The organism is Corynebacterium sp. HMSC076G08, from assembly GCF_001811515.1.
Classification (GTDB): Bacteria; Actinomycetota; Actinomycetes; order Mycobacteriales; family Mycobacteriaceae; genus Corynebacterium; species Corynebacterium hiratae.
On record NZ_KV805014.1, the window covers coordinates 29,553 to 45,202 of the forward strand.

The window sequence follows — 15,650 nt, forward strand, 5'->3', positions numbered from 1 at the left end:
TCACTGCCACATGGCTAGAGTGGGGCGGCATGGAAATGAAAGACATGCTCGCTCCCCCACCCATCAATCTGCCCGCCGATCCGGGTGCTGACAGCACCGCTGATCTCACCGCGGGAATTGTCGCCCACCCAGATTCCCCGCTGCTCTGGGCGCTGCTGGCGGAGCAAGAACTAGACAAGAACAAGGGCGCTGAGCCCACCGCATTCATCACCGCCTACGCCTATGCGCGCACCGGCTACCACCGCAGCCTCGACCGCCTGCGCGGCAATGGGTGGAAGGGCTGGGGCCCTGTCCCCTTCTCTCACGAACCAAACCAAGGCGTACTGCGCGCGATTGCCGCACTGGGCCATGCCGCGAAGGCCATCGGTGAGGACGCAGAATATGACCGCATCCGCCAGATGCTCTCCGATGCCGACCCCGAGTGCGTCGCTACGCTACTGGATTAAGCACATGGTTCTAGTCACCTGGTTCTACTCAAAAGGTTTAGTTGGGGGCAAGTAAACCATCTAGGAGGCCACAGATGGTTTGTTTGGGGGCACATGAACCATCTGACCTGAACCATACGACTGAAACCAACTGTGGTGGCTACCGGAATTCTCAGACAGCCCCTCCTACATGTAAAAATCCCGCGGACCTCGAATGTGAGGCCGCGGGATTAGCGTGTCTGCGAAAAGCGCAGCGCGTGAGACCACCTATTCCTTATCGCTATCGCCATCCGCCTGAGAGACAAGGTCTCCGGTGTTCTGCGCGGTGCGGATGTTCGCCACGAAGAACTCCAAGATCAAACGGAACTGAATGACGTAGAAAAGGAACGCGATTCCGCCACCGATGACAGCGCCCAGGAACGTCAAGATTCCGATGAGAAAGCTGTCAGTGAAAGCAAAGAAGGAGAAGAGGATCATTCCCGCCCATGCTGCCCCTGCCACGATGACGAGCAGCAGGTAGATGAAGGAGGAGAACTTCAGGGTGACGAAGTCATTGAAGGAGAAGTCAAACAGCGCCTTGAAGAAGCCAGCGCCCTTGGAGGGGCTGCCGCCCTGTGAATTCTGCTGTGGGTAGTCCTGCTGCGGGGAGGCGGCAAAGGGCGAGTTGTTCTGCTGACCAAAGCCCTGCTGATCCTGCGTGCCGAAAGCCTGCTGTTCTTGGGCGCCGAAACCTTGCTGGCCTTGTGCCCCAAATCCTTGGTTCTGTTGGGGGTAGCCACCAAAGCCGGAGGTTGAGTGGGAAGCCGTGGTTCCAAAGCCCTCTCCCGACTGCTGACCAAAGCCATGGTCTTGGTGCGACTCCGACGGGGTGCCGTAGCCATAGCCCTGGTTAGAAAATCCCTGGCTGCCATAACCCTGGTTGTCGTAGCCCTGATTACCGTAGTTCTGGCCGCCATAGCTTTGGTTCGAGTTCACGGAGTCCGCAGCGTGATCAGCGCCAGCATTGTGAGCGCCAGCATTGTGATCGGTGCCAGCGTTGTGCTCGGCGCTGGAGTTCTGCGCCGCACCCGCGTCGCTGTCGGCATTGTACGAGCCGTAGGAAGCGCCAAAGGTACCGTGAGAGGCTTGGGAATCTTGCCCGCCGAAGGTTTCGGAAGCAGGGACAGAGGAGCTGGAAGAGTGCTCGGTGCCAGACTCCGTGCTGTTCTTCGCCGAATCATAGGCCGAGTCCGCGGCGGAATCGGAGGACGCATTAAAGCCCGAACCGGACGCGTCAAAGCCGCGATTCTCAGCATCCGGCTGCGCACCCTGGGGAGCGGAATAACCGAATCCAGACGAGTCGGCGGAGCCCTCGGAGTAGTCGCCATATCCTGCCTGGCCACCCCAGCCGAAACCGGAGTTCGATGCCTGGCTACCCCACGCGGACGCAGCGTCATCGTTGCCTGACTGGGAGCTATCGTAACCGCCGAAGCTGCTGTAACCGTTGTTCCCGGCGTTCTCACCGTTGGACCCGTTGACGTGGTTATCGCTGTTATCGCCGTTCTCACCAAACTGGTTGGGGTTCGTCATTTTTTCGTTAGACCTTTCGGAGAATCATCGAAATTCGCAGCGCGCTACAGCACTACAATGGCGTAATTTTTACCCCTCCGAACGTACCTGAGATCTCGCTCACCGGCAGCGCGGCTTGGGGAACACGCCCCAGAAAACGACAGTTCCCCCGCCGCAGGCGGGGGAACAATCACAAGCTTGTGCTCAAAGGCTAGTGCGCAGCAACACGCTTAGGCGTGCTTGGCCTCCACGCGCTTGATGGCCTCAGCAGCCACCTTCTCCTGGATGCCCATGTCCAGCTCAGAGGTGAAGCCCACGCAGGAGCAGTTAATCTCACCAAGGACGTAGGTGTCCTCACCATTCTCACCATCAGCCAGCATGAAGTCCGCAGTCCAGATCAGCGGGATGTTGTCGCCACCGAGCTTCTCAGCGATGACCGGGCGGACGTCAGCGAACATGTCGACCAGCTCCTGCCACTCCTCCGGCTTCTGGTAGGTGTACTTGGCACCGGAGAACAGGGTGGCGGAGAAGGCGTCGCCGCCCTCGGCCGGCTTCTTGTGCACCACGAAGACCGGATCTGGGCCCACGAGAAGAATGCGGATCTCGCCTTCGACGATGCGCGGCATGAAGCGCATGTCCACGAGCATGCCGTTGTCACCCACGATGTACTGGTCGCAGAAGTCCATGAACTCGCCGAGCTCGCGCTCCTCAGTGTGGTTGTCCACAGCCTCGGTGCACTTGATCTTGGTGTCGAGCGGCAGTGCGGTGCCCGGCTCGACGGACTCGGCCAGCTTCTCGTCGGCAAGGCGCACGCGCCAGATGCCGGAGCCGGTGGAGCCACGGTTCTGCTTGAGCACGCGCTCACCGTAGGACAGCGAGGTCGGGAAGGTCTTGTGGAAGGACTCGACGTCGTAGTAGGCGGCGGTGTCAGCCGGAACCAGGTCCGTGTCATTGAGCTTGACCAAGGCATCCTTAGCGCCGTAGGCCATCATCTCGTACGGGGTGGACATGCCGACCAGTCCGGCCTCGGACACCTTGGTGAGCAGATCGAAGTAGCCCTTCTCACCGCCCGGGATGTTGCCCGGGTTCACGCGGGAGATGTAGGCATCGAAGTTCTCCGATACATACTCGAAGAGCTTCTCGGACCACTCAGGGCGGTAGAACACGACCTCGGCGTGCCAACCTGCATCCTTGATGCAGTCGACGATCGGCATGGTGTCCTTACGGTGTCCGTTGATCTGCTTATCGGATCCGCCCTCAACCTCGAAGACGACGATTGCTTTGTGCACAGTGATTCCCTTCCACTAGGGGGTTAGTGAGTGTCACTTCTTAAAATAACCCAGGTTGGACCCTCGCGCTCACCTAGAAAAGCACCCCCGAAAAGGCATAAAAAGCAAGCGTACCGCACTTTTTGGCCGCTGACCTGCACGCTTGTTATAACCAGTGAACGTGCAGCAGCGCTAACTGCAGAAGAAATGTATCCAACACCACAAATACGCCTCCCCCGTGACCACATGTCCGCCCAGCACGCTAGAGTTGAACCGAACGTTCCCCCTCAACGAGAAAGGCAGGTGGACCGTGGCCGAATTCGACCCGAATCCCCCTTTCCAGGAATACGCGCACCCTGAGCGCCTCGTGTCCGCACCGTGGCTGTCCGCGCGACTGGGCATCAACGGCCTCCACGTCATCGAGGTTGATGAGGACTCACTCCTCTACGACATCGGCCACATCCCCACCGCGATCCGCATCAACGTCCAAACTGAGCTGCTCGACAGCACAGCGAGGGACATTATCAGCGCAGAGGATTTCACCGCACTCCTCCGCTCCAAGGGTATTGAGCGCGACGACACCGTCGTCCTCTACGGCGACAAGTCCAACTGGTGGGCTGCTTTCGCGCTGTGGGTCTTCGAGCTCTACGGCCACGAGGACGTGCGGCTTCTCGACGGTGGACGGGACGCCTGGATGTCCGAAGAACGCGACACCTCCTTCATGGTCCCCGAGCCTTCTGCTTCCTCCTACCCGGAGGTTTCCCGCGAGGAATCCTCGCGCATTTTCGTCGACGAGCTGCGTGACTCCTCCGCCACGGTGGTTGACACCCGCAGCCCAGAGGAGTTCTGTGGCGAGGCCGCCCACAAGGCTGGAGCCGGCGAGTCCGCCTACGGCACCACAATGACCCACGGCCACATTCCCGGCGCCATCAACCTCGAGTGGGACCGCGCGATTTACCCGAACGGCTGCTTCCGCGCGCTCAGCGAGCTGAAGGTCAACTACGGCGAGCTCGAACCGGCAACGGAAACCGTCCTCTACTCCCACGTCGGAGCCCAAGCCGCGCACACATGGTTCGTCCTCAAGTACCTGCTCGGATTCGAGGCACCCCGTGTCTACGACGGCTCGTGGGCAGAATGGGGCAACATGGTTCGCATGCCCGTTGAGCGCTAGCAACACGCCGATATAAGCCCGCATCCGCGCTGGTGCGGGTTTATTTTTTGACACGAAACCAAGATGTGAAGGTATCCTCATGTTTTGGTGTGCAAGAATAGTACGCAGTCCTATCACAAATCATGGAGGAGGGTTCCTGCCGTGGCAGTTGAAACCAAGAACATCACCAAGGTCCTCGTGGCCAACCGCGGTGAGATTGCGGTCCGTGTTATCCGCGCGGCTCGCGACGCCAACATTGCATCCGTAGCGGTCTACGCCGAGCCCGATGCCGATGCCCCATTCGTCACGCTTGCCGACGAAGCCTTTGCACTCGGCGGCCAGACTTCCGCGGAGTCATACCTCGACTTCGGCAAGATTCTCGACGCCGCCTCCAAATCCGGCGCCGACGCCATCCACCCCGGCTACGGCTTCCTCTCCGAGAACGCCGAGTTTGCTCAGGCCGTCATCGACGCCGGCCTGATCTGGATCGGCCCGTCCCCGGAATCCATCGCGGAGCTGGGTGACAAGGTCACCGCCCGCCACATCGCCGAGCGCGCTGATGCTCCTATGGCACCGGGCACCAAGGATCCCGTCGCCAGCGCAGAAGAAGTCGAAGCCTTCGCCGATGAGCACGGCCTCCCCGTTGCTATCAAGGCCGCCTTCGGCGGCGGTGGCCGCGGCATGAAGGTCGCGCACACCCGCGAGGAGATCAAGGACCTCTTCGAATCCGCCACCCGCGAGGCCGTTACCGCTTTCGGCCGCGGAGAGTGCTTCGTCGAGCGCTACCTGGATAAGGCCCGCCACGTCGAGGCCCAGGTCCTCGCCGACCAGCACGGCAACGTCGTCGTCATGGGCACCCGTGACTGCTCCCTGCAGCGCCGCTTCCAGAAGCTCGTCGAGGAGGCTCCTGCCCCCTTCCTTACCGATGAGCAGCGCGCCTCCATCCACGAGTCGGCCAAGCGCATCTGCCGCGAGGCCGGCTACTACGGTGCCGGCACCGTGGAATACCTCGTCGGTTCTGACGGACTCATCTCCTTCCTCGAGGTCAACACCCGCCTCCAGGTGGAGCACCCCGTTACGGAGGAGACCACCGGCTTCGACCTGGTACGCGAGCAGTTCCGCATCGCCGAGGGCCGCGAGCTCTCCATCTCCGAGGATCCCGCCCCGCGCGGCCACGCCATCGAATTCCGCATCAACGGCGAAGACGCCGCCGCGGGCTTCATGCCGGCGCCCGGCACGGTTGTCACCTACTCCGAGCCTTCCGGTCCGGGTGTGCGCATGGATTCCGGCGTGCGCGAAGGTTCCGTTATTGGCGGCCAGTTCGACTCTATGCTGGCCAAGCTCATCGTCTGGGGTCCGGATCGTGCCACCGCCATCGCGCGCGCACGCCGCGCCCTGGCCGAGTACCGCATCGAGGGCCTGCCCACAGTTATCCCCTTCCACCAGGCCATCCTCACCGATCCCGCTTTCACCGCCGAGGACGGCAACTTCACGGTCTACACCAAGTGGATCGAGGAAGAGTGGGTTAACGAGCTCCCCGCATACGTCGACCCCGCCGAAGCAGCCGAGGACGAAGAGCAGGAGGCGGCCCAGAAGTTCGTCGTCGAGGTGGGCGGCCGCCGCATCGAGGTGGCTTTGCCGGGCAACCTGCTCTTGGGCGGTGGTAGCAAGCGCAAGAAGTCGAAGAAGCGTCGTGGCAAGGGAGCGTCGGCAAGCGTGTCCGGTGACACCGTGACCGCGCCGATGCAGGGCAGCGTCATCAAGGTCGCCGTCGAGGAAGGCCAGGAAGTGGAAGAGGGCGAGGTCGTCGTCGTCCTCGAGGCCATGAAGATGGAGAACCCCGTCAAGGCCCACAAGTCCGGCACCGTGGCCGACCTCAAGGTATCCACCGGAACGCAGATCAACAAGGGCGAGCCGATTCTGGAGATCAAGTAATTTGCCGGTGCTTCCTTGCGGCCAGGGAGCACTGCAATAACCTTGCTTCAGTCAGCAACGTTACGTACTCTCTGTCCGTGATACCCCGGTGGAGCTCTGCTCCGGGTCACTGGCCCGCTGAGTACTACTTACCGGGGTGCTGACTTGTCGCTCTGGGGGGGATGCAACAGTGGCGCATCAGGATAGCGCCACCCACGCCCCCTCGAGTCACTCTGTGAGTAGCTAAATTCAGAGATCAAGTAGCCTCGAAAGGCATGAGCGTTAACGATTCCGAGTTCGGCGTACGGTTGGCCAAGGAGCACGACCGTACCTACCTCTCCCGCCTTCTTTTCCTCGCCGATGTCCTCGGTGACGAGGACGCCCATATCGGGGATTTCCACACACCTGACGTGGGAATGTACGTCGATGAATGGTCCCCGCACGTCGACGGCGGCGTCATCGCAGTCTCCAGCCACCGCGTTCCCGTCGGTGGTGCGTGGCTGCGCTACTACACCACCGAAGCGAAGGGCGCAGCCTACACCGGCAACCCCGAGGCCGATCCTTTCGATGAGTCCCAATGGGCCACCGACCTCGACCCGGAGGATATCCCCGAGCTCTTCATTGCTGTGGAGTCCCGCTACAGGGGCCTCGGCGCTGGGCGACGTCTCCTGCGCAACGCCTGCGACCTCGCCGAGGCGCAGCAAGCCCCGGCGATTTCGCTGTGGATTGAGCCGGAGAACACCGGCGCCCGCAAGCTGTATGAATCCGAGGGCTTTGTCGACATCGACGTCCCGGGCCGCCCGGATGCCCACGTGATGCTCAAGCGCTTCTAGTACCGCAAGCCGACAAAGGGTGTCGACTATACTCGACACCTTCGTCGGCGCGCCGACGGCAGCGCCAAGAGCGACGTTGCTCACCCGCCTATAACCTAGGTCGGGTCACAACGACCGTTTCCGTAGAACGCTGCACGTATCTTCGCGAAACGGATTACCTTCTTCGCACCCCTCGCAACGCACAACGTCTGCATGCCTCCATCGACGTGCTGGAGACATCTGCCAAAAGGCGTCTGGTAAAAGGCATCTGCCAAAAGGCGTTTTCACGGCTAAAAACGCCTTTTACTCATTGCAGATGGCGTTTTTGGACCCAAAGATGCCTTCTGCCAGATGCCTTTTAAGAGGGACGCCCTCCTGACTTAGGCCAATGCAGTGCGGAAAAATCCCACCCCACCGCAGAAACCACCGGTGAGCAGCGCCAAGAATGACGCTGCTCACCCATCCACGACCTAAGTCGACTTTTAGTTGATAACGGCGATGAGGTCGCCGCCCTCCACCTTGGTGGCGGCGCCAATGGCGACTCGCTCGATGGTGCCATCCTTGGTGGCGGAGATGGAGGCTTCCATCTTCATGGCCTCGATGACGGCGATCTGGTCGCCGGCCTTGACCTCGTCGCCAGGCTTGGCGGTCGGGTTCACCACGCCGGCAAACGGTGCGGCCACGTGGCCTTCGTTAGACGGGTCAGCCTTCTCCACGGTGGCGACGGTAGACTCGACGTTGTTGTCGCGCACCTTGAGCGGGCGGATCTGGCCGTTGACGTTGAGCACGACGTTGCGGATGCCTTTCTCGTCCGGCTCGCCCATCGCGTCAAGACGCAAGGTAATGGGCTTGAGATCTGCACGGTCGTTGGAGCCCTCCGGGAAGTGGTGAACAATGTAGTCCTTACCTTCTTCCAGACCGTAGAAGAAGACGGTGTCCGTCAGCGCCTCGGTGTTGCCGTAGGTGCGGCGGAACTCGTTGAACTCTTCGAACTGCTTCGGGAAGAGCAGGCGGTTGAGGGAAGCACGGCGCTCGGTGGAATCATCCGAAGTCAGGTGTGCCTTCTCCTCTTCAGGGACGGGCTTGACGGTGACGTCGCCAGGCGCGCGGCCCTCCAGGACCTTGTCGCGCAGCGGCGGCCAGCCACCCGGAGGCGTACCGAGCTCACCGCGCAGGAAGGCGATGACGGAATCCGGGATGTCGTACTTGGTGGGGTTGGCCTCGAAGTCAGCTGGGTCCACGCCAGCACCCACGAGGTGCAGGGCGAGGTCACCAACCACCTTGGAGGACGGGGTCACCTTGGTCGGGCGGCCGAGCATCTCATTCACCGCAGCGTAGGTGTCCTCGATGATTTCGAAGCGGTCCTCCAAGCCCAGCGCGGTAGCCTGTGCGCGCAGGTTGGACAGCTGTCCACCCGGAATCTCGTGGCGGTACACGCGGCCGGTCGGGCCAGGAATTCCCTTCTCGAACGGATGGTAGAGCTGACGCACTGCCTCCCAGTAGGGCTCCAAGTCGGAGACTGCCTTGAGGGAGATACCGGTGTCACGCGAAGAGTTCGAGAACGCCGCGATGATGGCGGACAGCGAAGGCTGAGAGGTGGTTCCCGCCAGCGGTGCGGAGGCGCCGTCGACGATGTCGGCACCAGAAAGCGCTGCCGCGTAGTAGGTAGCCAACTGGCCACCGGCGGTGTCGTGCGTGTGCACGTGAACCGGCAGGTCGAATTCCTTGCGCAGAGCCATAACCAGCTTGGATGCGGACTCCGGACGCAGCAGGCCCGCCATGTCCTTGATAGCCAGGACGTGGGCACCGGTGTTGACGATCTCTTCGGCCAGCTTGAGGTAGTAATCCAGCGTGTAGAGCTTCTCATCCGGGGAGCACATGTCACCGGAGTAGGCCATGGCAACCTCGGCCACGGTGGTGTTGGTCTCCAGGACGGCGTCGATAGCCGGGCGCATCTGGGTGACGTCGTTCAGCGCATCAAAGATGCGGAAGACATCCACGCCGGACTTGGCAGCCTCCTGCACGAAGCCGGTGCACACATCGTTGGAGTACGGCGAATAACCCACGGTATTGCGGCCGCGCAGCAGCATCTGGATGTTCTGGTTTGGCATAGCCTCGCGCAGCAAGTCCAGGCGGACCCACGGGTCCTCCTTGAGGAAGCGCATGGCCACGTCGTAGGTGGCGCCACCCCATGCCTCCACGGAGTAGAGTTCCGGGGTCATGCGGGCCACGGCTTCCGCCGCGGTGACCAGAGCAGTGCCGCGTACGCGGGTGGCCAGCAGGGACTGGTGAGCATCGCGGAAGGTGGTATCGGTGACGGCCAAGGCGTCCTGCTTGCGGATCTTCTCCGCCCACTTCTTCGGGCCCAGCTCCAGCAAGTCGTCGCGGGAACCGCGCGGCAGCTCGGAGTTAAAGTCCAGATCCGGCAGCTTGTCGAAGGGACGCAGGGTGGTCGGGCGCTCGCCGTTCGGCTTGTTGACAGTCACGTCAGCGATGTAGTCGATGATGCGGCCAGACTCATCCACGGCCGGCGGGGCCTTGAGCAGGTCCGGGTGCTCCGGAATGAAGCTGGTGTCCACGCGGGTGTTGACGAAGTCCGGCTCACGCAGCAGAGCGCGCAGGAAGCCGATGTTGGTGGCCACGCCGGCCACGGTGAACTCGTTGAGCGCGCGCTGCGCACGTGCCACGGCTTGTTCAAAGTTGACACCGCGGCAGGTCATCTTCACCAGCAGGGAGTCGAAGTTCGGCGAGATCTCCGCACCGACGGCCGTTGCACCGTCGAGACGCACGCCCGCGCCGCCCGGCGAGCGGTACTGGGTCAGCGTGCCGGTATCCGGGCGGAAGCCGTTGGAGGGGTCCTCAGTGGTGATACGGCACTGCAGCGCCGCGCCGGTGATGTGGATATCCTCCTGCTTGAGGCCCAGCTCCTCCAGGGAGAGGCCCGCGGCAATCTGCATCTGGGACTTCACGATGTCAACGCCCGTGACCTCCTCAGTCACGGTGTGCTCGACCTGCACGCGCGGATTCATCTCGATGAAGACGTGGTTGCCCTTCTCATCGACGAGGAACTCGACGGTACCGGCGCCTTCGTAGTTGATATGCTCGCAGAACTTCACGGCGTCCGCGCAGATGCGGTCACGCAGCTCCGGGTCCAGCATCGGTGCCGGGGCAATCTCCACGACCTTCTGGTGGCGGCGCTGCACGGAGCAGTCGCGCTCATACAGGTGCATGACGTTGCCCTGGGAGTCAGCCAGAATCTGCACCTCGATGTGCTGCGGGCGAATCACCGCGGTCTCAAGGTAGACGTGGCCATCACCGAAGGCGGCCTCTGCCTCGCGGGATGCCTCCGCGCACTTGGTCTTCAGCTCAGCCTCGTTCTCGATGAAGCGCATGCCGCGGCCACCGCCGCCGGCCACGGCCTTCACGAAGACTGGGAACTCAAAGTCCTTGGCGTATTCCGCCAGTTCGTCGACGTCCGTCGAGGGCTTCGAGTCCTTCAAAGTCGGCAGCCCTGCTTCCTCGGCCGCAGCCACTGCGGCGGCCTTATCACCGGTCAGGTCCAAGGTCTCCGCGGTGGGACCGATGAATTTAATGCCGTTATCACGGCACGCGCGGGCCAAATCAGCACGCTCCGAAAGGAAGCCATAACCCGGGTAAATGGCATCCGCACCGGACTTCTTGGCGGCGCGAATAACCTCATCGATATCGAGATAAGCCTTAACCGGCTGACCCTCAGTACCAATACGCACGGCCTCGTCCGCGAAGGCACGGTGGAAGGAGTTGCGGTCTTCCTTGGGATAAACTGCAACGGTCTTGGAACCGACCTCAAAGGCGGCGCGGAAGGCACGCACGGCAATCTCACCGCGGTTGGCCACCAAGATCTTAGAGAAGGACTTGTGGGCGGTATCAGACACTAGGAGTGATCCTTTCAGATAGGAACAATACGAAGACAAGGATAGTGTCCGAGGCGACAACGCGGGCGAGAATCGACATATAGGTCAACAGATTTCAATTAGGTTCTCGCCAGAATTCTAGGCACACCCCTAGATGGCTCGCCCCCCTTCATGCGCAGCTACCCTTCCCCCTTTAAACATGCAGCGGCCAAATAGGAAAGGATTTACTTCGCTTTTAAAAAAATATAAACCTATTGACATGTTCCACCCCCTGTTTCTATCCTTCAATCAGGTTCATAACAACCAACTTCATCTTTCATCCCAAAGGCCTCACGGTGAAGATAGAAACGAGCACATGAACTCAGTCACCATATCTAGGGTCCACAAGTATTTGGGCGAGGGCGCCCAGCGCACGCATGTTCTCAAAGGCACAAGCCTAGAGGTTGATGAAGGTGAGTTTCTCGGGATTTCAGGAAAGAGCGGCTCCGGTAAAACCACTCTCCTGCGCGCGATCGCGGGGCTTCTCCCCACTGATGAGGGCTCAATCTCGGTCTTCGATACCTGTGTATCCACCGCTGATCCCAAGGAACTACTTGCCTTGCGCCGCAACACAATCGGCTTCGTCCACCAAGACGACCTATTAATGAATGAACTCACCGCGCTCGAAAATGTCATGCTTGTGCTTGCCGCAGCGGGTGTCGATGAGACGACGGCGCACGATAAGGCTTCCGAGGCATTAGCCCAAGTAGGACTTGCAGGACTCGCTCAACGATTTCCCGCAGAGATGTCGCGCGGCCAGTGCCAAAGAGTAGGAATCGCCCGAGCGCTCTCCGGGAACCGACGAATTCTCTTGGCTGATGAGCCGTCCGCTGCGCTCGATTCCGAGAACTCCCATAGCATTTTTCAACTATTCAAAAAGCTCGCATCAACCGGCACAACCGTGATAGCGACCAGCCACGATCCCATCATGCTGGACTATTGCGGCACGGCCTACACGCTGATCGACGGCCAGCTTGGGAAAGCAGCCCCGCATGCTCAATGAACTAATCACGAAAGTCGTGCATTCATCGAAACGGTATCGTTTCGGCGCAGCAGCAATCGCAGTGTGCTTAGGACTTTTCGCATTTGCTGTCTCGGCCGATCTCTTCATGACGTTGTCCCCGCAGCAAAAGGCGCAGTCAGAATTGGGAAACAACGCCGTGCGGGTGGACGTGCCTGTGTACACGCGGGCGGGCGTGGTTGAACAGACGCTGCCGCAACTTGATTCCCCCGAGAGGGGCTTTACTACCCAACTCGAGACTTACGATCTCTATGTCGATAGCAATCCTTCCACTTCCCTTGTCTACAAGGAGTCTCACTGGGAAGAGCAAGCTCCCGATTTTGGGTTGGCATTGGTTCAGGGCCAGTGGCCTAGTGATCCTGGCGAGGTAGTAGTCACCGAAGACGTGAACCTCAACGTCGGAGAGCACACAACTGCATTCAACGGCACTCTACCGCTCCGCATCGTTGGCGTTGTATCGAATTCCTTCCACAGCCAGGAGAAAGCGGTGTACGGCGCATCGGGAACATGGAACACCATCGACGCCGACGCTTATTCCATGACCTCCGCTTCGGTCCGGCCGATTGTTTTCGGTTCCGAAGGAAAGACTCCTGCAGCCCTCACCGAGTTCATTAGGAGTCAGATCGGGGATGCAGACCTCGTCGATCACGCCGCGCTTGACGACGCTTTCTCGACCTCGCTCCTCACCCGAGAAAGCTTGCTCGCAACGCCGCCTTCAGGATTCGCCGATAGCTATTCCTTCTTCTTCGGCCTGTTTGCCGTTGTCATACCGTGTGCTTTGATCTTCTTTTTGTGGCGAGTCACGTACCTAGTTCTTCACCCGTTGAACCGGCGGTTCTTCGAGCTAGGAATCTCCCCCTTCCTGTTGTGGAAGTCCAGCACATCCACCCTGCTTCGTTCAGCCCTGATGTACTCCGTCTTAGGCCTCGTTGTAGGTGCAGGCCTGGCGCAATGTGCGCGCCCTTTCATTTCTGGACTTGCAGGGTTGCCTGATCCTGGAGTCCTCATTCCGTGGAAATGGTTAGTGCTTCTTCTCGCTAGCTCGCTAGCAGCACTCCTGATTGGCGGTATTGCCACCGCGCCGTCGACCCAGCCGCATCCGTTCTGGAAAGATATCCCGCTGCCGGCCCTATCGGCATCATTCTTGCGTTGGAGTGCTATTGCTATAGTCCTTGTGGCCGCACTCTTTACGGTCGCTTCAGCACTGCTGGGGCCAGACGTGTTCGAAACCTGGGCGCCATTGCCAACCGTGGCATTGTGCATCGTCTTTTCTCTTTTTCTCGCCCGCTGTCCGCGAACCAGCCGGCCCTACACTCCAACAGGCGTGGCCCTGAGATTTGCAGAGAAGCACCGGCAGCTTATTGGCACGGGTCTGACGTTGTTGGTCCTGTGCATGGGAACCGCCGTGTTTAGCAGTTCGATGTCAGCCAGCTTCACAGCCAGTGAGAATGACAGTTTGACGTCAACGATCGCCCCAAACCAGGCACACATTTTAGAGAAGACAGATAGCGGGCTTTCCACGCGTGCCGAATCCGTCCAGCACGTAGCCACTGTGTTGGGGGTGCCCGCCCCAGTTCGTGTTTCTTATGTCCAAGCCACACTGGACATGCCCACGGAGATGTCGGGGACCTTTGGCGTACTGAGCGTCGAATCCGTTCATGACGTAGAGCAACTCTTAGACCGAGAGCTTACTGCCTCAGAAAAAGAAGTCCTTAAGACTGGGGCATTAGTCCGCGATCACAGATTCATCGACCAAGACCACGTTTCAATCAGCACAAGCAAGAATTCAGGCCACTCATCACTTTCAGCACTGAGTATGGACTTCGGGCCACACTGGGAGAAGCTAGCTGGAGGATTTATCCTCGCATCCACGGCGCAAAAACTAGATGCACCGGCAGGTAGTACACAATGGGTCTTTACGGGTCTCCAGGAAGACCAAGAAAAGCGCTTTCTTGATAGCGCTGCACAAGCCCATATCCCCCACGAGCTCGTACTACTGCCGCTGATTCAAACCTCTTCGACACCGCGGGCATTCTATATCAGTTTGGCAGCCGCGCTGCTCAGCGCGTTAGCCGTAACCTTTGTTTTCTCGCGGCAACTTGCTCGCGCTACCGAAGCAATCGAGACCACCTTCAAAGTACTAGGCCTCGATTCTTCCTGGCACCTAAGAATCGTTGTACTCACGACGGCCACACTGACATGTGTTGCGATCATTTCTGGCTGTCTCGCTGGAATCCTCCCACTCGCCGGAATGGTTTACGCAATGGGAGATGGCCTCACATTCGCCATCGATTGGAAGGCTCTTCTTGTTGCCGCAGGCGCAATAACACTGGGCGCTGCAAGCGGCGTTGGCATGACATGCCTTCGCTACGTGCAGCGCCCAGCGTCAAGCGCAACCGCTAATTAAATCTGCTTCGGCGGAACGGAGCGCTGCTCCTTGCCGTTGTAGGCAGACAGCGGGCGGATGAGGGAGTTGTTCTCGTTCTGCTCCACGATGTGTGCGGTCCAGCCGGTGATGCGGGCCATCACGAAGATCGGGGTGAAGAACTCGATGTCGAAGCCCAGGATGTGGTACGCGGGACCAGCCGGGAAGTCCAGGTTCGGCTGAATCTTAATGGAGGTGTTCTCGTACATGGTCTTCGCCATGTTCTCGTACATCTCCACCCACTGCTCCTGACCGTGGTCCTTGGCCAGCTCGCGGAAGGCAGCCTCCATGGTCGGAACACGGGAGTCACCGTTCTTGTACACACGGTGACCGAAGCCCATGACGAGCTCCTTGTTCTTGAGCTTGTTGAGCGTCCACTCCTCCGCCTTGGCCGGGTCACCAACCTCGAGGAAGTTCTTCATCACGGCCTCGTTAGCGCCACCGTGCAGCGGGCCCTTCAGGGCGCCGATGGCGGCGGTAACAGCGGAGTAGGTATCGGACATCGTCGAGGTCACCACGCGGGCCGCGAAGGTGGAAGCGTTGAAGGAGTGCTCCGCGTAGAGGATGAGGGACTTATCAAAGGCCTCGATATCGGAGCGCGACAGGGCCGGCGAGCCGTCCTCTTCGCCAAAGACCATCCACAGGAAGTTCTCCGCAAAGCCCTTCTTGCGGGAAGGCTCAATGTAGCCCTCACCGCGGCGACGGCGGATATCGAGCGCGACGATGGTCGGCAGCTTCGCCATGAGCTCCAGGGCGGTGCGGCGGATGTGCTCGGAATCCTTGGTGTACTCCTCCGGGTCCTGGGAACCGATGAAGGAGACTGCGGTGCGCAGAACGTCCATCGGGTGGCAGGACTTCGGCATGGAGGTGATCAGGTCGATGAGGTGGCGGTCCAGGTGGCGCAGCGCCTTCTCACGAGCGGAGAAGCGGACCAGCTCATCCTGGGTCGGCAGCTCGCCGTTCCACAGCAGGTAAGCAACTTCCTCGAAGGAGCAGTAGCGGGCCAGCTCCTGAACCGGGTAGCCGCGGTAGGTCAGGGAGTTGGTCTCCGGGACAACCTTGGACACGGCGGTCTCGTCGACGACAACGCCGTACAGGCCCTTGCGGATCTCTGGGGTTTCAGACATGGTGTTTCTCCTTAAGTGCGGGTTGGTG

Annotated in this window: 10 protein-coding genes; 6 read left to right on the forward strand and 4 right to left on the reverse strand. The window is 60.3% G+C overall.

Translation table 11 applies throughout. The features are described from left to right. Nucleotides 1-29 precede the first annotated feature (29 nt). Nucleotides 30-446 (forward strand): DUF3151 domain-containing protein, encoded by a 417-nt coding sequence (locus HMPREF2806_RS02505; RefSeq protein WP_070511468.1) that lies wholly within the window; start codon nucleotides 30-32, stop codon nucleotides 444-446. Between the two features lie 246 nt (nucleotides 447-692). On the opposite strand, the gene HMPREF2806_RS02510 is transcribed toward HMPREF2806_RS02505, so the two are convergent. Both HMPREF2806_RS02510 and HMPREF2806_RS02515 read right to left on the reverse strand, forming a co-directional pair. Further along, nucleotides 693-1,994 (reverse strand): DUF4282 domain-containing protein, encoded by a 1,302-nt coding sequence (locus tag HMPREF2806_RS02510; RefSeq protein ID WP_070511466.1) that lies wholly within the window; start codon nucleotides 1,992-1,994, stop codon nucleotides 693-695. A 209-nt stretch (nucleotides 1,995-2,203) separates the two neighbouring features. Beyond that, nucleotides 2,204-3,262: a Cj0069 family protein gene (locus HMPREF2806_RS02515; protein ID WP_046648351.1), complete on the reverse strand. Its 1,059-nt coding sequence runs from the start codon at nucleotides 3,260-3,262 to the stop codon at nucleotides 2,204-2,206. A gap of 289 nt (nucleotides 3,263-3,551) precedes the next feature. Here HMPREF2806_RS02515 and HMPREF2806_RS02520 point away from each other — a divergent pair, with 289 nt between their 5' ends. The 3 genes from HMPREF2806_RS02520 to HMPREF2806_RS02530 all read left to right on the forward strand — a co-directional run bounded on the left by HMPREF2806_RS02520 (nucleotide 3,552) and on the right by HMPREF2806_RS02530 (nucleotide 7,138). Next, a complete protein-coding gene (locus HMPREF2806_RS02520) occupies nucleotides 3,552-4,412 on the forward strand; it encodes a sulfurtransferase (RefSeq protein WP_046648352.1) in 861 nt (286 codons plus the stop codon). 141 nt (nucleotides 4,413-4,553) lie between these two features. Further along, on the forward strand, nucleotides 4,554-6,326 hold the full coding sequence (locus tag HMPREF2806_RS02525; protein WP_070511464.1) for an ATP-binding protein: 1,773 nt from the start codon (nucleotides 4,554-4,556) through the stop codon (nucleotides 6,324-6,326). Between the two features lie 254 nt (nucleotides 6,327-6,580). Next, a complete protein-coding gene (locus HMPREF2806_RS02530) occupies nucleotides 6,581-7,138 on the forward strand; it encodes a GNAT family N-acetyltransferase (RefSeq protein ID WP_046648354.1) in 558 nt (185 codons plus the stop codon). A 461-nt stretch (nucleotides 7,139-7,599) separates the two neighbouring features. Here HMPREF2806_RS02530 and HMPREF2806_RS02535 read toward each other — a convergent pair whose 3' ends face one another. Then, a complete protein-coding gene (locus tag HMPREF2806_RS02535; protein WP_070516003.1) occupies nucleotides 7,600-11,031 on the reverse strand; it encodes a pyruvate carboxylase in 3,432 nt (1,143 codons plus the stop codon). 334 nt (nucleotides 11,032-11,365) lie between these two features. On the opposite strand from HMPREF2806_RS02535, the gene HMPREF2806_RS02540 reads away from it, so the two are divergent. Beyond that, nucleotides 11,366-12,052, forward strand: coding sequence for an ABC transporter ATP-binding protein (locus HMPREF2806_RS02540; protein ID WP_070516005.1), 687 nt, complete (start codon nucleotides 11,366-11,368; stop codon nucleotides 12,050-12,052). After that, nucleotides 12,042-14,477 (forward strand): hypothetical protein, encoded by a 2,436-nt coding sequence (locus HMPREF2806_RS02545; protein WP_070516008.1) that lies wholly within the window; start codon nucleotides 12,042-12,044, stop codon nucleotides 14,475-14,477. Before HMPREF2806_RS02540 ends, HMPREF2806_RS02545 begins: the two co-directional genes overlap by 11 nt. Here the strand turns inward: HMPREF2806_RS02545 and HMPREF2806_RS02550 are convergent. Then, nucleotides 14,474-15,622, reverse strand: coding sequence for a bifunctional 2-methylcitrate synthase/citrate synthase (locus tag HMPREF2806_RS02550; RefSeq protein WP_070516010.1), 1,149 nt, complete (start codon nucleotides 15,620-15,622; stop codon nucleotides 14,474-14,476). The two genes, HMPREF2806_RS02545 and HMPREF2806_RS02550, sit on opposite strands and share 4 nt — an antisense overlap. Nucleotides 15,623-15,650: the final 28 nt, after the last annotated feature.